The organism is Arthrobacter sp. SLBN-53, assembly GCF_006715585.1.
Lineage (GTDB): Bacteria > Actinomycetota > Actinomycetes > Mycobacteriales > Mycobacteriaceae > Mycobacterium > Mycobacterium neoaurum_A.
Genome location: NZ_VFNN01000001.1, coordinates 4,495,741 through 4,512,951, shown reverse-complemented (window position 1 = coordinate 4,512,951; position 17,211 = coordinate 4,495,741). Strand labels below are relative to the sequence as shown.

Annotated in this window: 15 protein-coding genes and 1 tRNA gene; 3 read left to right on the top strand and 13 right to left on the bottom strand. The window is 66.4% G+C overall.

All coding sequences use genetic code 11. The features are described from left to right. Positions 1-17: 17 nt before the first annotated feature. The 5 genes from FBY28_RS21655 to FBY28_RS21635 all read right to left on the bottom strand — a co-directional run bounded on the left by FBY28_RS21655 (position 18) and on the right by FBY28_RS21635 (position 6,846). Positions 18-1,787 carry an ABC transporter ATP-binding protein gene (locus tag FBY28_RS21655; RefSeq protein WP_141869314.1) on the bottom strand — a complete coding sequence of 590 codons (1,770 nt, stop codon included), beginning with the start codon at positions 1,785-1,787 and terminating at the stop codon, positions 18-20. Continuing rightward, on the bottom strand, positions 1,784-3,541 hold the full coding sequence (locus FBY28_RS21650; RefSeq protein ID WP_216847885.1) for an ABC transporter ATP-binding protein: 1,758 nt from the start codon (positions 3,539-3,541) through the stop codon (positions 1,784-1,786). Before FBY28_RS21650 ends, FBY28_RS21655 begins: the two co-directional genes overlap by 4 nt. 126 nt (positions 3,542-3,667) lie before the next feature. Beyond that, a complete protein-coding gene (locus FBY28_RS21645; RefSeq protein ID WP_141869313.1) occupies positions 3,668-5,005 on the bottom strand; it encodes a lysine N(6)-hydroxylase/L-ornithine N(5)-oxygenase family protein in 1,338 nt (445 codons plus the stop codon). Continuing rightward, complete coding sequence (gene panD, locus FBY28_RS21640; protein WP_023985525.1) at positions 5,005-5,412, bottom strand: aspartate 1-decarboxylase; 408 nt, start codon at positions 5,410-5,412, stop codon at positions 5,005-5,007. Before panD ends, FBY28_RS21645 begins: the two co-directional genes overlap by 1 nt. 219 nt (positions 5,413-5,631) lie before the next feature. Beyond that, a complete protein-coding gene (locus FBY28_RS21635) occupies positions 5,632-6,846 on the bottom strand; it encodes an oxygenase MpaB family protein (RefSeq protein WP_141869312.1) in 1,215 nt (404 codons plus the stop codon). Positions 6,847-6,916: 70 nt separating this feature from the next. Between FBY28_RS21635 and FBY28_RS21630 the strand changes: the two genes are divergently transcribed. Then, a complete protein-coding gene (locus FBY28_RS21630) occupies positions 6,917-7,558 on the top strand; it encodes a TetR/AcrR family transcriptional regulator (protein ID WP_141869311.1) in 642 nt (213 codons plus the stop codon). Positions 7,559-7,611: 53 nt separating this feature from the next. On the opposite strand, the gene FBY28_RS21625 is transcribed toward FBY28_RS21630, so the two are convergent. Genes FBY28_RS21625 through FBY28_RS21610 form a run of 4 tightly spaced genes read right to left on the bottom strand, consistent with a single transcriptional unit; the run spans position 7,612 to position 11,742 of the window. Further along, a complete protein-coding gene (locus FBY28_RS21625) occupies positions 7,612-8,088 on the bottom strand; it encodes a DUF5078 domain-containing protein (protein WP_141869310.1) in 477 nt (158 codons plus the stop codon). Next, on the bottom strand, positions 8,085-8,423 hold the full coding sequence (locus FBY28_RS21620; RefSeq protein WP_174241701.1) for a DUF732 domain-containing protein: 339 nt from the start codon (positions 8,421-8,423) through the stop codon (positions 8,085-8,087). Before FBY28_RS21620 ends, FBY28_RS21625 begins: the two co-directional genes overlap by 4 nt. Further along, the gene (locus tag FBY28_RS21615) at positions 8,420-11,323 is read right to left on the bottom strand and encodes an MMPL/RND family transporter (protein WP_141869309.1); all 2,904 of its coding nucleotides are present in this window, start codon (positions 11,321-11,323) and stop codon (positions 8,420-8,422) included. Before FBY28_RS21615 ends, FBY28_RS21620 begins: the two co-directional genes overlap by 4 nt. Next, positions 11,320-11,742, bottom strand: a complete 423-nt coding sequence (locus FBY28_RS21610; RefSeq protein ID WP_141869308.1) for an MmpS family transport accessory protein — start codon at positions 11,740-11,742, stop codon at positions 11,320-11,322. The genes FBY28_RS21615 and FBY28_RS21610 overlap by 4 nt, the downstream gene beginning before the upstream one ends. Before the next feature lie 202 nt (positions 11,743-11,944). Here FBY28_RS21610 and FBY28_RS21605 point away from each other — a divergent pair, with 202 nt between their 5' ends. Further along, entirely contained in the window at positions 11,945-12,598 is a 654-nt protein-coding gene (locus tag FBY28_RS21605) for a TetR/AcrR family transcriptional regulator (RefSeq protein ID WP_174241700.1), read from the top strand. Between the two features lie 40 nt (positions 12,599-12,638). Here FBY28_RS21605 and FBY28_RS21600 read toward each other — a convergent pair whose 3' ends face one another. The 4 genes from FBY28_RS21600 to pgm all read right to left on the bottom strand — a co-directional run bounded on the left by FBY28_RS21600 (position 12,639) and on the right by pgm (position 16,390). Next, a complete protein-coding gene (locus FBY28_RS21600; protein WP_141869306.1) occupies positions 12,639-13,220 on the bottom strand; it encodes a GNAT family N-acetyltransferase in 582 nt (193 codons plus the stop codon). Positions 13,221-13,361: 141 nt separating this feature from the next. Further along, positions 13,362-13,434, bottom strand: a tRNA-Ala gene (locus FBY28_RS21595). A 56-nt stretch (positions 13,435-13,490) separates the two neighbouring features. Then, positions 13,491-14,759: an MFS transporter gene (locus tag FBY28_RS21590; RefSeq protein WP_141869305.1), complete on the bottom strand. Its 1,269-nt coding sequence runs from the start codon at positions 14,757-14,759 to the stop codon at positions 13,491-13,493. After that, positions 14,756-16,390: a phosphoglucomutase (alpha-D-glucose-1,6-bisphosphate-dependent) gene (pgm, locus tag FBY28_RS21585; protein ID WP_141869304.1), complete on the bottom strand. Its 1,635-nt coding sequence runs from the start codon at positions 16,388-16,390 to the stop codon at positions 14,756-14,758. The genes FBY28_RS21590 and pgm overlap by 4 nt, the downstream gene beginning before the upstream one ends. Positions 16,391-16,485: 95 nt before the next feature. Between pgm and FBY28_RS21580 the strand changes: the two genes are divergently transcribed. Next, complete coding sequence (locus FBY28_RS21580; protein WP_216847884.1) at positions 16,486-17,157, top strand: hemerythrin domain-containing protein; 672 nt, start codon at positions 16,486-16,488, stop codon at positions 17,155-17,157. Positions 17,158-17,211: the final 54 nt, after the last annotated feature.

Below are 17,211 nucleotides of genomic sequence, written 5' to 3'. Positions count from 1 at the left end.
GCACCGGCGTGTTCGACTCAGGTTCCGTCGGATGCCGTGTGGTGGGCGGTCCAGGCCCGCCACAGCGCAGCGTAACTGCCCTGAGCCGCCACGAGTTCGTCGTGCGTGCCCTCCTCGATGATCGCTCCGTGCGCCATCACCACGATCCGGTCGGCGGTGGCCGCCTGGGTCAACCGGTGCGCCACGATGAGGGTGGTGCGCTCGGCAGTGACGGCGGCCGCGGCCCGTTCCAGATCGCGTGCGCCGAGGCTGCCCGCCTCGGCGGTCGCCTCGTCGAGGACCGCCACGGCCGGATCGAGCAACAGCAGCCGCGCCAGGGCAACCTGCTGGGCCTGGGCGGCGGTGAGTTCGTGCCCGCCCTCACCGACGATGGTGTGTACACCGTCTGTGAGCGTAGCGACCCATTGTCCGGCTCCGACGGTGCGCAGCGCCGCCGCGATCTCGTCATCGGAGGCATCCGGTTTCGCGAGCCGCAGATCGTCGGCGAGCGCACCGGCGAACACGTGGACGTCCTGGCTGATGATGGCGACGTGCCGACGACGCTGCTCGGCGGTCATGTCGTCCAGCGACACACCGCCGATCCGGACCTCGCCGCGCTGCGGGTGCAGCACCCCGGCCGCGATACCGGCCACGGTCGATTTGCCGGCCCCGGTCGAACCGACAAGTGCCACCCGTTGCCCGGGGTCCAGCCGGATGCTGACATCGCGTAGGACGGGATGATCTCCGTCATAGCTGAATTCGAGGTTGGTCAGCTCCAGCGAGGTGTCGTGTGGTGGCACCTCGGTACCGCTGACGGCCGGCGGTTGCGGAATGCTCACCAGGCCGACCAACCTGGCCAGGCTGGCACCGGCGGACTGCGCCTCGTCGGCGGTGAACAGCAGCATGCTGATCGGGTTGAAGAGTCGATGGAACAACAGCGCCGCGGCGGTTGTCTGGCCGACGGTGACGGCGCCGTCGGCAACCAACCAGAAGCCGGTCACCAAAATGACCGACAGCCCGATGAATTCGGAGCCGTTGACCCGCCCGACGAACCGGGTGAAGAACGTGAACACTCCGATGGAGATATCTCGCACCCGCGCCGAGGCATCCTCGATATCGCGCTGGTGCGACGCATGCGCATGGTAGGCGTGCACGGTGGGCGCGCCCAGCATGCTTTCCATCAGCACCTGCGACCGCTCGGCGATGACGCGCCGTTCCTCGGCGTACCGCGGCGCCGACCGCGGCAGGTACCACCGCAATGCCAACAGGTAGAACGGAATCGAGACGGCTCCGGCGATAGCCAGTCGCCAATCCACGCCGAGCATCGACGCCAGCGTCAACGCGGTCAGCATCAGCGCCGAGAACATCGTCGGGATGACCTCGTTGACAGCTTTGGCGATGGTCGCGACGTCGGTGCTGACCCTGGACAGCAGATCTCCGCGTCCTACCCGCTCCACCGTGGTCGTCGGCAGGGCGAGGGCGCGGTCCACACCCGCCTCACGCAGATCGGCCAGCATCACCGAACCGAGCCGGGCGATCAGATAATTCGACGCACCCGTGGCCGCGCCGCCCACCAGCGCCGCGGCGACCAGCACGGCCGCGATGGTCACGATGACCGAGGACGGCGATCCGTCGATGATCCGGTCGACGAGAGCGCCGAGCACGTACACCGGCACGACCGCGGCGCCGGCGGCGAGGATACCGACCAGCACCGTGCCCACGAGTGCCCCTGGGCGACCGCGGAGTTCATGGCGTAGCCATCGCCATGTCTCGCGACCGCTTGCGACGGGCAGGATGTCGGCGTTCATCGCAACACCGCCGATCGATACTCCGGGCGAAGCATCAGATCCTCGTGGGGGCCCTCGAGCATCACCCGGCCGTCATCGATGAGCACGACGCGGTCGGACACCGCCAACAGGGCCGGACTGCAGGTCACGATGACGGTGGCGAAGCCTTCCGCGTCCGGTCCGTGGCGCAGGCTCGCGATCCCTTGTGCCACCGCATCTTCGGTGACCGCGTCGACCGCCGTCGTGGGTTCATGCAGCACGAGCACCGGCGCTGCCCGCAACAACGCGCGCGCCAGTGTCAACCGCTGGCGCTGACCACCGGAAAGACTGGAGCCGCGTTCGGTCACGATGTGGTCGAGGCCGTCGGGGTGGGCGTCGATGACATCGACGGCATTCGACGCATGTAACGCACCGGCCAGGGCTTCCGGATCTCGCTCACCACCGAGATTACTGCGCACCGAACCGGTGAACAGGTCGGCCCGGTGTGGTTCGACCAGCAGGGCGCGGCGCGCCTCGTCGAGGTCGAGATCTTCCAGTGGCACACCAGAGAGCCGGATCTCACCGGTGTACTCCTCGCGTGCGACACGGCCGGACAGCACGCCGACCAGAGCCTCCGCGTCACTCGATCTGGTCGTGACCACCCCGACGAACTGTCCCGGTGCCACCGTCAAACTGATATCACCGAGTCCGCCGTACCCGACCCGATCGAGCGCGATGCCGTGCGGTGCAGCCCCATCGAGGGTCGCCGCACCGGGTGTCAGCGCGAACGTGGCGTCCTCGATCCAGCCGACACGTTCGGCAGAGGCGCGGGCCTCGGCAATCCAGCTCGGGGCCTCGGCCAACGTGCCGAACGGCTCGAGCAGGAATTGGGCAAGGCCGATCACGGTGATGAGCTGTCCGACGGTGATGCTCCCGCGCAGCGCCAACCAGCCGGCCAGCACCGCGATCCCGACCGCCAACACTGAACTCAGCACACTGGAGAAGCCCAGATACACACCCTGGGCGCGCGCCGCTCTGATGCTGGCACGCAGGGCATCCCGACTGACGGTGCGGTAGCGCGCGGCAGCGGCATGTTCGGCGCCGATACCGCGCAACGGCCGCAGTCCGGCAACCAGATCGGCCGACATCGCGGTGGCCTCACCGGCGGCCTCCTGTTGTTCGGCGACCCGCCGGGTGATCACCGGTCCGCCGAACTGCAACGCGAACAGGATCACCGGTGTACCGATCAACACCGCGAGACCGAGCGGCACGTCGATGGTCAGCAGCACCGCGGCGCACACCACGATGGCGGTGACGGCACCAGCGATCCGCGGGATGTAGTCCAGCAGGTAGGACACGTTGTCGGCATCGGTACTGGCGATCGACAGAAGTTCACCGGAGCGCTGCGAGGTCCGCAGGCGCCGTGGGTCCAGGATCCTGGCCGCCAGGTCGATGCGCAGCTGGTGCCCCTCGGTGGCGATCGCGCGCATCAGATGTCGAGCACCGAAGCGGTAGCACGAGGTCAGCGCGGCGAACAGCGCCGCCAGGACACCGATCCAGATAACCAATTGCGTGGCGTCGCCGGGTTTGACGGCGCGATCGACGAGCACACCGATGAGCACCGGAACCATTGCCTCGCAGAGCTGGTGGCCGCATATCAGCAACGACCCGCTGGTCAGCCGGCGCGCGTTACGGGTGACGGTGCGCCACAGGATGGCGGCCCCGATCCGGGTCCGTCCGTCACCGTCTTCGGGGGTGACATCGGAGCTCGAGTCGTCCGAAGGATTGCCCGACAATGAAACTCCTATGCGCCTGCATGGTTTCCGGAGCGCCTGCCGCGGGCCCGGTCGAACGTCCCGACACTAGCAAAGCTGCACAGCAGCAACGCAACCCACATATCCGACCGATCGGCGCAGTTCACCTCAGTGGCCAACCGCCAGTTCGGGGGTCCGCTCGGACAATCCGACGTGTTCGGCGATGGAGTTCACGATCTCACCGCTGCGTACCGCGATGTTGGACAGCAGCGACGAACTGAGCCCGTGCGTATGTTCGGTACCGCCCTGTAGGTAGATGGCGCCGGATATCTGCCTACCGACCTCGAGCCGGTAATCACGGGTCAGCTCGGGTCGATCAGGCCCGAATCGCGCGAGATCGTATAGCTCACCGAGCATATCGGGAAGCGGCATCGGAATGAAGCCGGTGGCGTAGACCACGGCATCGCAGTCCAACACATCGACCGTGCGGGTCGGCAGATGTTCGATCGTCACCTGCACACCGGTGTCACTTTCGGCGGCCTGTCGCACCTCAGACGCGCCGCGGAAGAACAGTCGTCGTCGACCGGCGACGCGCTCGGCGTACTCCTTGGTGTACAGGTCCTCGATCAGCGGCAGATCGACGCAGGAGTAGTTGGTCGACCGGTGGTAGTCGATCAGGCGTTGCCGCACAGATGTTTCCGCAGAGTAGAAATCGTCGACGGCGGCCGGATCGAAGATCCGGTTGGCGTAGGGACTGTCGTCGGCCGGACTGTATCCGTACTTGGCGAAGACCCCGTGAACCTCCGCGTCGGGATATGTGGAGTGCAGGTAGTCGGTGACTTCCGCGGCGCTCTGACCCGCACCCACCACGATGAATCGACGGTGCACGGTCGACGGGACGTCCTTGATCTTGGTGAGCAATTCGTGGTTGTGGAACTGGCGCGCGGTTTCGGTGACACCGCGCGGCAAATGCGGGTTCAGGCCGCCCGCCAAAACAACCGTCCTGGCCAGCAGGGTCTCCCGACGCGACGTCTCGACGTGCTCGACATCGATTGCCAGACAGTGTCCCTCATCGCGCACGGTAACCGCCCTGGTGCCATAGCGCACCGTGGCCGCCACCCGTTCGGCGGCCCACTCCAGGTAGTCGTGGAACTCCAGCCTCGTCGGGAAGAAGGTCTGGTGGTTGATGAAGTCGTTGAGACGACCACGATCGGTCACATAGCTCAGGAACGTGTACCGGCTCTGCACGTTGCGTTGACTGGCGAGATCCTTGAGGAAGGAGATCTGCATGGTCGTGCCGGGGATGAGCATCCCGGTGTGCCAACCGAATCGGGGCTTCGCCTCGACGAACTCGGCGGTGATCCGGCCGGCTGCGGGCTGCTGTTCGTTGAACTCCTCGATCGCGATGGCCAGGCCCAGGTTGGACGGACCGAAGCCTACGCCGACGACATCGAGGACCCGCCGGCCACCGTTGGCGCGGGCGCCGTTCACGGAGGTGCTGGACATCAGGCTCCCGTGAGCTGGTCGACAGCCCCGGGCACCGGCTCGGACGGATCGCTGCCCAGTGCGACGATCCGGTTGTCGCCGTCGACGTGGACAACCCGCGGAATGTGTTCGCCGAGCTCGCTTTCCTCAACGGTGCGATAGGTGAGGATGATCACGAGGTCCCCCGGGTGTACCAGATGCGCTGCCGCACCGTTGATTCCGATGACACCCGAGCCGGCTGCGCCGGTTATCGCATAGGTGGTCAGGCGTGCTCCGTTGGTGATATCTACGACGTCGACCTGCTCGCCGTCCAGGATGTCCGCCGCCCGCATGAGATCCTGGTCGATGGTGATCGAACCGACGTAGTGCAGGTCAGCTTGGGTAACAGTGGCGCGATGCACCTTGCCCCCCAACATGGTTCGGAACACAAGTCCCTCCATCACTTATTGAGTTCGACTCCCCGCAGACCTGGGGATCCGCGTTCAAGCGTAGGTTAACCTACCCTTATATCGGCCACAACGCTACATCCCACCTGGCATACCGACGGCCTCGCCACCGCCGGCCACCGGTACCTTTCGGTACCACCTGCTCATGCGCCCTCACCAGCGCTTCGGCGAATATTCGCCCGCGTCAGTAACGGCTCGAACTCAGGCGACCTGCACCACGTGCGCGGCGGAATCGCCGATCCGAGCTGGAGCATCTCCGATCATCGTGTGAAGCAACGCCTTCTGCTCTCGATCACCGCGGGCGGCATCGGCATCGGCCAGTTCGGGCCGCACCAGCACCCGCAGGCTGCGCAGCATATTGACCGGTAGACGCAACACCGGATACCACGGCAGGACATGCGCCGGCAGGCCCAGTGCGCGCATGGCCCGCGGCCCCAGGAAGGCGCTCGTCACCGACAGGTGCTGCGCCCGGGCCACCCTGCGGCGGATGCCGCTGAGATTCTCGAAGTGCCACCCCATCGGATCCTGGGCCATCGGCACCGCCAGCGCCCTGGTGGACTCGTCGGGTTGCGCCAGCGCCGTCAACGTATGGAACAGCACCCGGACGCCGTCGCGGTAATCGCGCGGCAACCATTCGTCGTCGACCCCGATGAGCCACCCGACGTAGCGGGTCAGGTGCGCAATGCCCGCATAGTCACCGGGAGACAACAGAAGACCCATGCCGATACCACCCGCGGACGGCGCGATCAGGGCGCCGACCAACGTGGCCGCCATATCGGTCTGATTGATCGGCAGACCCCATTCCGCGCCGCGCCAGTCCGGCAGCGCCGCCACGTGGCGACGCACCATCGCGTGGATCAGACGAACCCGTAGGGTCGATCGGTAGCCGACACCGCAGGGATCCATGCCGTTCTCGGAGATGACGTCCATCGCCCACTGCATCGTCTCGGCGAATCGCTTGTTCGAGCCTTTCTCGAGTGCACCCGTGCGCACCAGAGTTTTGTTGAACCCGGAGAACTGGTATCCACCGAGCAGAGACACGTCACGCGCGATGTACATCCCGTCGGCACCGCTGCGGCGCATGGCCCGTTCACCGCGCCGGATCAGCTCCCAGTCGACCCAGTCGGGTACCGCCTCCACGATGTCGAAAAACTCGCGCAGCGGCGCCGGCGCATCCGGGACCCCGGCGATCCCCTGGGTCAGCGCACGCTCGAACAGCCGACGGGTTTCCGCCATGCCGGCCTGCAACATCCACTCCACCAGCCGGTCGGCGGCATCGTCACCGACGGTCAGCCGCTCGCCCAACCTGCACCACTGGTCGTGATCGGGTTCACCGACGCCGAGTAGGGCGGCAAGTAGCCGGATGGCGCCGGGCACCGGACCCGGACGTTGCGGGTGACGCGTCGGCACGCTCATCTCGTTCCCCTTCACCCCACTTTGGATTACATGCGTCGTCCGAATTTAGGGCGCGGGTAGGGTGCTGTCAATGAACCGCGCGAAGGTGGAGCGGGATTACGGCGGGATCAGCGCAGCCGACCGCCGCGCCGACCGCCGACACCGCCTGCTCGCAGCGGGCCGCCGGCTCTGGGGCGAATCCGGCGTGGCGGAAGTCACCGTTCGCGGCGTCTGCGCCCAGGCCGGGCTGATCACCCGGTACTTCTATGAGCAGTTCGACAACCGCGAGGCACTGATCTTTGCGGTGGCCGATGATGTGCGCGATCAGCTGTTGGCCGCGATGGTTGCGGCCGGCGTGGGCGATCCCGGCACGCTGGCCGACAAACTGCGCTCGGCCCTGACGGCGTTCCTGGAGATCATCGCCGCCGACCCGCACGTGCATCGGATCTCCACCGGGGACGTCAGCACTGTGCCCGGCCTGACCGAACACCGCGGCAAGATCCTGGATCTCATCACCGACGAGGTGACCCTCCGCGCCCCCGACGTCCTCGACGGCGAGGTGCCGGGACCGGCCGAATTGCGCCGCGGCGCGCTGTTCATCGTGGGCGGGGTCAACCAACTCATCGAGGACTGGTTGTCCGATCCGCAATTGGCCCCGGCTGAGCTGGCCGCCGTGGCCGCCGAGATGTGTGTGGCGTTGTTTCGCGGGCTCGCGCACTCCCCTACCCAGTGATTTCGGCGCGCTGACGATCGCTGCGCGAGCGCGAGCGCGCCGAAATCGTCGGGTCAGCGGGCGACGGGCCAGGCCCACACGGACATGTCACCGCGCGGGTAGTTCATGCACACCGCGGCGGCCTTGGCCACCACACCCTTGTTGTTGAAGAACACCTTGGCCCAGTTGCCCCAGCGGGTGGCCACCTGCTCGTAGTAGATGTTGGTGGCCGTGTCCTCGGAGTACTGGCGGCGTCCCGCGGCATCGAGCGAATAGAACCAATGGATGCGGTCGACGGCCATCTGCTGCACATCGAGGGGCCGGTTGCTCTTGTCCAGCATGTACCGCTCGAAGTAGATCGGGCTGGTGTCGCGTGCCGCAGCCAGATACTGCTCTGCGTCGCACTGGGTTTCGATCTGCTTGCTGGGGATGGGGTACTCGTCGGTGGCATCGGCCTGCGCCGACGGCGAGCCGAGCAGCGCCGCCGACAACGCGGCGACGGCCAGCATGAGTGTGGCCCGGACGGACCGGTTGTGGGTGTGGGCGTTCATGGCTGCTCCTGATTGGCCGTCAACTTGTCCAGGTGCACCGGGCAGTACATGCGCAGTGCGGTCCCGAGGAACTGATAGACCTGCGCGGTGCTGTTGGTCCGCGCCAGGTTCTGCGCCAGGAAATGCGCGGAATCCGTTGCGGTGGCGTCGACTCCGGTGTCGATTCGCTTACAGGTGATCTTGGCCATCCACGCGTTGAAGTCTCGCTGGCCGTAGATCCCGAAGCCGTGCAGTTCGTTGGCGAAGTCGGTGTCCCGATCGGCGACCGCGGTGGCGGTTCCGATCGGCAACACCATCGTCAACGCCGCGGCCGCCGCGATCACAAATCGTCTCATGAGAGCACCTCTTCCGGACTGCGCTGCAACGGTTTCGGCCACGGCTGCGGCTTCGGGCGTGGCCGCACCTGCAGTGGCCACCAGAACCACCGGCCCATCAGCGCCGCGATCGACGGTGTCATCAGCGACCGCACGATCAGGGTGTCGAAGAGCAGGCCCAACCCGATGGTGCTGCCCACCTGACCGATCACGATCATGTCGGACACCAGCATGCCGATCATGGTGAAGGCGAACACGAAGCCAGCAGCGGTGACCACCGAGCCCGTACCGGCCATGGACCGGATGATCCCGGTGTGGATACCGGCGTGCACCTCTTCCTTCATGCGCGAGACCAACAGCAGGTTGTAGTCAGCACCGACGGCCAGCAGCACGATCACCGACATCGGTAGCACCATCCAGCCCAACGGGATACCGACGATGTGCTGCCACACCAGGACCGAGAGTCCGAACGCCGAACCGAGACTGAGCACGACGGTGCCGACGATGACGGCGGCCGCCGCCACGGCCCGGGTCAGGATCACCATGATCAGGAAGATCAGGATCAGCGAGGCGACCGCGGCGATCAGCAGGTCGTAGTCGGCACCCTGCTGCATGTCCTTGTACATCGCGGCGCTGCCACCGACGTAGACCGTGGACCCTTCCAGCGGGGTTCCCTTGATGGCGTCGGCCACCGCTACCCGCATCGGATCGATGCGCTCGGTACCGTCCTCGGTCAGCGGATCACCCTGATGGAAGACCGTGAACCGCACGGCCTTTCCGTCCGGCGACATCATCAGCTTCATGCCGCGCTGGAAGTCCGCGGTCTGGAAGGCCTCGGGCGGCAGGTAGAACGTGTCGTCGTTGCGGGCGGCGTCGAAGGCCTCCCCCATCGCGGTGTTGTCGTCCAGGTTGGCCATGTTCTGGTCCTGCTGCATGCGCTGCGCCTGGTACTGGTTCAGCATGATCTGCTTCTGGTTCTTCATCGTCTGGATCTGTGCCGGCAGTACCGCAGCCATCTGTGGCGTGAGCCGAGCCATCTCCTGCAGATCGGGGACGATTTCGGTGAAATCGTCACTCATGGTGCTGATGCCGTCCAGGCTGTCGAACACCGACCGCATCGACCAGCACAGCGGGATGTCGAAGCAGTGCGGTTCCCAGTAGAAGTAGTTGCGCAGCGGCCGGAACTGATCATCGAAGTCGGCCAGGTGATCACGCACCTCGTTGAGATTGTCCGAGGTGTCGGACATCTTGTCCGCCATCCGCCGGGTCACCTCGGCGAGTTGCAGCGTGACGCTGTACATGGTTTCCATCGAGTCGATGCTCACCTGTAGGTCGTTGGCCTGCTGCAACGTGTTGTCCAGCACCGTCTGCTGGAAATCGTTGTTCATGATCTGGCCGTTGCCGCTCTGGGACACGGTGTAGGCCAGCGTCGAATGCTTGATCGGCTTGCCGTCGGGCCGGGTGATGGTGGTGACCGAGGCGATACCGTGCACCTTGATCAACGCCTTGGCGATCTTGTCGATCACCAGGAAGTCCGCCGGATTACGCAGATCGTGGTCGGCCTCGACCATCACCAGATCGGGATTCATCTTGGCGTCCGAGAAGTGCCGGTCCGCGGCGGCGTAGCCGACGTTGGCGGGCACGGTGTCGGGCAGATAGATCCGGTCGTTGTAGGTGGTGTGGTAGCCGGGCAGGGTCAGCAGGCCTACCAGGCACAGGACCATCGCACCGACCAGGATGGCGCCGGGCCAGCGCACCGTGGCGGTGCCGAGCTTGCGCCAACCACGCGCCCGCGCAGTGCCCTTGGGCTCCAGCACCTTGCCGAACCGCGTCACGATCGAGATCAGCGCCGGCCCCATCGTCAGCGCGGCGGCCACCACGATCGTCATACCGACGGCCAGCGGGAAGCCCATGCTCTGGAAGTAGGGCAGCCGGGTGAAGTGCAGGCACAGGGTGGCGCCGGCGATCGTCATACCCGAGGCGAGCACCACGTGTGCCGTGCCGTGGAACATGTCGTAGTAGGCGTCTTCGCGGTCCAGTCCCGACCGGCGTGCCTCCTGATATCGACCTATCAGGAAGATCGCGTAGTCGGTGGCCGCGGCGATGGCCAGCGTCACCACCATGCTGGTGGCGAACGTCGTCAGGCCGAACACCTCGTAAAAGCCGAGGAATGAGACGATTCCGCGCGCGGACAGCAGACCGACGAACACCATCGACATGACCACCGCCGTCGTGACGACGGACCGGTAGATGATCAACAGCATCACGATGATGATGCCGATCGTCACGCCCTCGATGGTCTTCATGCTGGCGTCACCGACGATGTTCTGATCGGTGGTCAGCGCGGCGGGACCGGTGACATAGGCCGCGACACCGGAAGGTGCTGGCGTACTTTCTACGAGGTCACGCACCGTCTGCACCGACTCGTTGGCCAGCGCCTCGCCCTGGTCACCGGCGATGTACACCTGCACGTAGGCGGCCTTGCCGTCGATGCTCTGCGCACCGGCCGCGGTCAGGCTGTCCCCCCAGAAGTCCTGAACGTGCTGGACGTGCTTGGTGTCGGCGTTGAGCTTTCGGACGATTTCGTCGTAGAACGTGTGCGCATCGGCGCCGAGGGGTTGGTCGCCTTCGAGCACGATCATCACCGAGCTGGAGGTGTCGTACTCCTGGAACTTCTCGCCGACATGCTTGGTGGCGATCAGCGCCGGCGCGTCGTTCGGGCTCATCGAGACCGCGCGGAGCTTGCCGACCTCTTCGAGCTGCGGGACGACGGTGTTCAGGATCGCGACGATGGCGATCCAGATGAGCACGATCGGCACGGCGAAGGCGCGGATGAAGCGCGGCAGCTTGGGCCGGCCGGCGGCGGCGTGGCGGGCCGGCGGGATGGGGCCGGTCGGCGCATCCTCGGTGAAAGTCGTCATGCTGCCTTCACCAGGCAGTAGGTGGCGGCGTTCATACCTTCAGCCGTCCTTTCGTCTTTGACCTCGTCGTCGACGGTGACGCGGCAGCTGATGGAGGAACCGTCACCCTGGGCCATGATGTTGGGCATCACCGACGGCAGCGTCGTCTCAAGGGTCAAGGTCCACGGCAGGCTGACTTCGCCTGTGCGCTGGGGCTTTCCCTCCAGATCGGCGTAGTTGATCTTGGCGTAGGAGCCGGTGCCGAAGATCTCGTATTTCACGACCTTCGGGTTGAAGTTCTCGGCGGTGTCGGCGTCGATCGGGGTGACGATGGCGCCGTCGGAACCGAACACCGAACGCAGCTGGGAGACGGTCAGACCACCGACCACGATGGCGCCGATGACCAGGACGGGTAGCCAGACCCGTTTGACGACGTTCACCGCTCGACTCGATGCGCGCCGGAACGGCTGCTACGCAACGCGTTCACACATCCTGAATTCCCCACGACTGATCAAGCCTTTCCATCGGGTGACACCGCGCAACGATGGGCGGCGAGCGATCCTGAGAGAATCTAAGCTTCTAAAGTGGATAGAGTCAATCCGCTTCTAGCCAACGGTAAGGCTCATCACTAAAGTGGGCCCCGTGATTGACAAACCATGCCGCGGCCTGCGCAAGGACGCCGAGCGCAACAGACAGCGGGTGCTGACGGCCGCGCGCGAACTGTTCGCCATCAAGGGCATGGAGGCCACCCTCAACGATGTCGCCCACCACGCGGGCGTCGGTGTCGGCACGGTCTACCGCCGCTTCCCGACCAAAGAGGATCTGGTCGAGGCGATCTTCGAGGACGGTATCGCCGAGGTCGTCGAGTTGGCCGAAAAGGCTCTGCAGCACGAGAATTCGTGGGAGGGGTTCGTCTGGTTCATCGAACGGCAATGTGAGCTCGCCGCCACTGACCGCGGCCTGCGGCAGATGATCTACAGCCGCGCCTACGGCGGTGACCGGGTCGACTGTGCCCGCGAGGAACTGGTGCCGCGGGTCTACCAGCTCGTGGAACGGGCCCGCCGAGACGGCTACCTGCGACCCGATATCCAGCACCCAGACATGCCGATCATGGGCCTGCTGGCCGGCACCGTGAGCGAGTGGGCGGGCGATGTCGATCCCGAACTGTGGCGGCGCTATCTGGCCCTGCTGCTCGAGGGCATGCGCAACCGGCCCGATATCAAACCGCTCGGCGTCGACCCGCTCAACGAGGAACAGATGCACGAGGCGATGCACGGATGGGATCCGGCGAGCTGATCGCTGATCAGACGATCGCCGAACCTGGCGTCGGCCGCGCTCATTCGGTCGGCAGCACCACGATCGCCTGGTACGGCCTGGGGCGAGCAACCTCGGAGAATCCCGCGTTGACGAACATCGAGAGCGTGCCCGTGAAGAGGTTGTTGGCGTAGAGCTTCTTGGCGGCCGGATCCATGGGGTATGCCTCGATGACGCGCGCTCCATTCTCTCGGGCATGCGCCACTGCCGCGTCCAGCAACTGAGCCGCCAGCCCCATCCCCCGGTACTCGCGACGCACGACAAAGCACGAGATCGACCACACAGATGGATCGTCCATGGCTTCGCCGGACAACGCCGCATAGGCCCGAGTCCGCACAATGCGCGACTGGCCGACTCGCCGCCCCACACGCACCCAACCCGCGGGTTCGTCATCCACATAGGCGATCAATGCCGGGGGCGGACCTTGCTCGATCTCGTCATGGAGCAGCTGTTCTCGGTCGGCAGCAGTGGTTCCCCTCCACTGCGTACTCGTGAGCATCCACCATTGGCATCGGCAGCTCCCGCCCTCTCCTCCACCAGTGAGTGCATGCGTGGCATCGACGTAACGCTCGGGGCTGACGGGACGGACCTCCACGATCGCCATGCCAGATAGGAAAGCACGGCTCGATCTCGCGGATGTCGCGCGGCGCGCGGATGTCGCGACGCCAACCCGACGCGGATGGATCAGACCACCGGAAAACATGAAACCCGCCCCGACCGATGGTCGAAGCGGGTTTCCTCCGAGTGGAGCTAAGGGGATTCGAACCCCTGACCCCCACACTGCCAGTGTGGTGCGCTACCAACTGCGCCATAGCCCCGTTTGTTGTGCTGTAGAAACGTACACCACAGCCCCGCAGAGGTTCAAAACGCCTGGTCAGGGCACCTCTCCGCCGGCTTCTGGGCCCAATGGACGGGCCGGCGTGTGCCCGGCGGGCGGCCGTCGGTGGGTTTCGGGGGCGAAAACCCAGGCCAGCGCGGCCAGCAGCATGATCGCCCCGCTGATGACGAAAGCCCAGGAAAACGACAGGTACTGGGCGATCAACCCGACCAGCAGCGAGCCACCGATCGACCCGACATCGGCCATCATCTGGAACGTCGCCACCGCGGTCCCGCCCCGCGACCGGCTGCCCACCACGTCGGCGACGGCGGCCTGCTGTGGTGAGACGAAGATGCCCGTCGCCGCACCCGCGATATAGGCGGCCACCAGGAATACCGGCAGCGAGGTGGTGAACCCGACCGCCCCGGTGGACAACGCCGCCAGTGTCAGCCCGACGATCAGCAGCGTGCGCCGGCCCAGCCGGTCGGACAGATACCCGCTGGGGATGACGACGGAGATGTTGCCGACCGCGAACGCGGTGAGTGCCAGCCCGGCCACCCCCGGGCTGCCGCCCAACACCTCCACGACGAACAGCGGGACCAGGGCCACCCGCAATCCGAACGAGGCCCAGCCGGTCGCGAAATTGGACAGCAGCGCCGCCTTGTAGGCCCGATGGGCGAACACCGTGCGGAACGGCACCGGCGGGCCGTCGTCGCCATCGGAAGAGGCGATCACCGCCGAATTGCGCAGGCTGACGAACACCACGGCGGCGGCCACCAGCAGGGCGGCACCGTAGATCAAGAACGGCGCCGACAGGCCCAGGCCGGCGGTCAGCGCGCCGAGGATCGGGCCGCCCACCGAACCGATCATGAACCCCGATGAGAAGAGCCCGGAGACCCGTCCGCGGGCGTCGGGGGGTGAGATCCTGATCATCAGCCCCAGCGAGGACACCGTGAACATCGCCGACCCGACCCCGCCCAGGGACCGGAACAGCAGCAACTGCCAGTAGGTGTCGGCCAGCGCGCAGGCACCGGTCGACAGCGCGACGATGATCAGCCCGCCGATGTAGACGCGCCGCTCCCCCAGCCGCTGCACCAGGAATCCCGCGGGCGGCGCGCCGGCCAGCCGCATGATCGCGAACGCGGTGATGACGAAGGTGGCCGCGGCGATGCTGACACCGAAGTGCCGGGCGTACTGCGGCAGGACCGGGGCCACCACCCCGTAGCCGAGGGCGACCACGAAGTTCGCGGCGGCCAGTACCCAGACCTCCCGCGGCAACCGCGGCTTGGGTCCGGCCTGACAGTCGTCCTCCGTTCGAGAGCTCACCCGATGACTGTATTGACCACCGACTTGGCCGCCTCCTGCACCTCCGCCAGGTGCTCGGGGCCTTTGAACGACTCGGCGTAGATCTTGTAGACGTCCTCGGTGCCCGACGGCCGCGCGGCGAACCACGCGTTCTCGGTGGTCACCTTCAACCCGCCCAGGGCCGACCCGTTGCCCGGCGCCGCGGTGAGTTTGGCGGTGATCGGCTCACCGGCGAGCTCGGTCGCGGTGACCTGGTCGGCCGACAGTTTGGCCAGCCGTGCCTTCTGCTCCCGGTCGGCGGGGGCGTCGATGCGGGCGTAGGTCGGCGCACCGTAACGCTCGGCGAGTTCGGCGTAGCGCTGCGACGGCGTCGACCCGGTGACCGCCAGGATCTCCGAGGCCAGCAACGCCAGGATGATGCCGTCCTTGTCGGTGGTCCAGGTCGACCCATCGGTGCGCAGGAAGGACGCTCCGGCGCTCTCCTCGCCACCGAAACCGATTGTGCCGGTGACCAATCCGTCGACGAACCATTTGAAGCCCACCGGCACCTCCACCAGCGTGCGGCCCAGCCCGCCGACCACCCGGTCGATGATCGAACTGCTCACCGCGGTTTTGCCGACAGCGGTGTCCGGCGACCAACCGGTCCGGTGGGTGTAGAGGTAGTCGATGGCCACGGCCAGATAGTGGTTGGGGTTGAGCAGACCACCGTCGGGGGTGACGATGCCGTGCCGGTCGGAGTCGGCATCGTTACCCGTGGCGATCTGATAGCTGTCCCGGTTGGCTATCAGCGAGGCCATGGCGTTCGGCGAGCTGCAGTCCATCCGGATCTTGCCGTCGGTGTCCAGCGTCATGAACCGCCACGTCGCGTCGACAAGCGGGTTGACCACCGTCAGGTCCAGCTTGTGGGTCTCGGCGATCGCCGCCCAATAGTCGACGCTGGCCCCGCCCAGCGGGTCGGCCCCGATGCGCACACCCTCGGCGCGGATCGCATGCAGGTTCACCACATTGGGCAGATCCGCGACGTAGGCGTTCAGGTAGTCGTGGCGCTGTGCTGTCTGCAGGGCCCGCGCCAGCGGTACACGCCGTACATCCTTGAGGCCGCCGCGCAGGATCTCGTTGGCGCGCTTGGCGATCACCGAGGTGGCATCGCTGTCGGCGGGCCCGCCGTTGGGCGGGTTGTACTTGAAACCGCCGTCGCGGGGCGGGTTGTGTGACGGGGTGACGACGATCCCGTCGGCCAGATCGGCATCGCGGCCACGGTTGAACGTCAGGATGGCGTGGCTGACCGCCGGGGTCGGGGTGTAGCGATCGGCGGCGTCGATCATGGCGACCACCTCGTTGCCGGCCAGCACCTCCAGCGCCGACACCCAGGCCGGCTCGCTGAGCGCGTGGGTGTCACGGCCGATGAACAACGGTCCGGTGGTGCCCTGCGCGGCGCGATACTCGACGATGGCCTGTGTGGTCGCCAGGATATGCGGCTCGTTGAACGCACCGTCGAGCGCCGAACCGCGATGCCCCGAGGTGCCGAACACCACCTGCTGGGCGACATCATCGGGATCGGGTGCCACGGTGTAATACGCGGTGACCAGATGCGGCAGGTCGACGAGATCTTCTGGCTGTGCCGGCTGCCCGGCTCGCGGATTGGCCACCATGGGTCCATCCTTGCCTACCCACGGGGCGTGTGTCTCCCCGTACTCGCAAGCCCGTCGCAAGTTCTCCGCAAGTGGACACCGACAAGGTGATCGCCATGAACAGCTCAGAACAAAAAGCCCAACTCAGCACCGTCGAGCCCGACCTCAGCGGGATCCTGCTCGCCCATCGCGCCATGGTCACCGATATCGGCCGGCTCGCCGAGCTGACCACCGCCATCGCCCAGCGCCGCACCCCGTGCAGTGTCACCCGGGCCCGCGCCATCACCCGCTATGTCGCGTTGATGTGCGAGTCGATCCATCACCACCACACGATGGAAGACGATGTGCTGTGGCCGATCATCGAGTCCTCGGCTGCCGGTCTGGTCGACCTGACCGAGCTCACCGATGATCACGCCACCCTCGATCCCCGACTGGACCGGCTGCGTACGGTCGCGACGGCCTTCGCCCGCTCCGGGGATGCCGAGCTGGCCCGTCCGCTGGCCGCCGGGCTGGCCGATCTGCACCGGTTGCTGCACGCCCATATCGCCGACGAGGAACGCGAGCTGTTCCCGGTGATCCGCAGGCACGTCTCGGTGGCGGACTGGCAGGCAGTGGAGACCGCGGCCCGCAAGACCGGCCGGCTGTCCTTCGAGGGGCCGCGGGTGTTGGCGGTCGCCACCGATACCGAACGCGCCGCCATCGCCGACGGGTTGCCCGCCCCGCTGATGCTGCTCCTGCGTTTTCTGACCTGGCGGCACAACCGCTTCGAGCGCACCGTCTTCGGCTGATCCGCACGCCGAGAGTGACGCAATGGCGGCTCCACTCAGACGGTTCTGTGCCTT

Coding starts and splice junctions, on each gene's coding strand:
- FBY28_RS21655 (WP_141869314.1), bottom strand. CDS start 1,787: ATGAACGCCGACATCCTGCCCGTCGCAAGCGGTCGCGAGACATGGCGA.
- FBY28_RS21645 (WP_141869313.1), bottom strand. CDS start 5,005: ATGTCCAGCACCTCCGTGAACGGCGCCCGCGCCAACGGTGGCCGGCGG.
- FBY28_RS21635 (WP_141869312.1), bottom strand. CDS start 6,846: ATGAGCGTGCCGACGCGTCACCCGCAACGTCCGGGTCCGGTGCCCGGC.
- FBY28_RS21630 (WP_141869311.1), top strand. CDS start 6,917: ATGAACCGCGCGAAGGTGGAGCGGGATTACGGCGGGATCAGCGCAGCC.
- FBY28_RS21625 (WP_141869310.1), bottom strand. CDS start 8,088: ATGAACGCCCACACCCACAACCGGTCCGTCCGGGCCACACTCATGCTG.
- FBY28_RS21620 (WP_174241701.1), bottom strand. CDS start 8,423: ATGAGACGATTTGTGATCGCGGCGGCCGCGGCGTTGACGATGGTGTTG.
- FBY28_RS21615 (WP_141869309.1), bottom strand. CDS start 11,323: ATGACGACTTTCACCGAGGATGCGCCGACCGGCCCCATCCCGCCGGCC.
- FBY28_RS21600 (WP_141869306.1), bottom strand. CDS start 13,220: ATGGCGATCGTGGAGGTCCGTCCCGTCAGCCCCGAGCGTTACGTCGAT.
- pgm (WP_141869304.1), bottom strand. CDS start 16,390: ATGGTGGCCAATCCGCGAGCCGGGCAGCCGGCACAGCCAGAAGATCTC.
- FBY28_RS21580 (WP_216847884.1), top strand. CDS start 16,486: ATGAACAGCTCAGAACAAAAAGCCCAACTCAGCACCGTCGAGCCCGAC.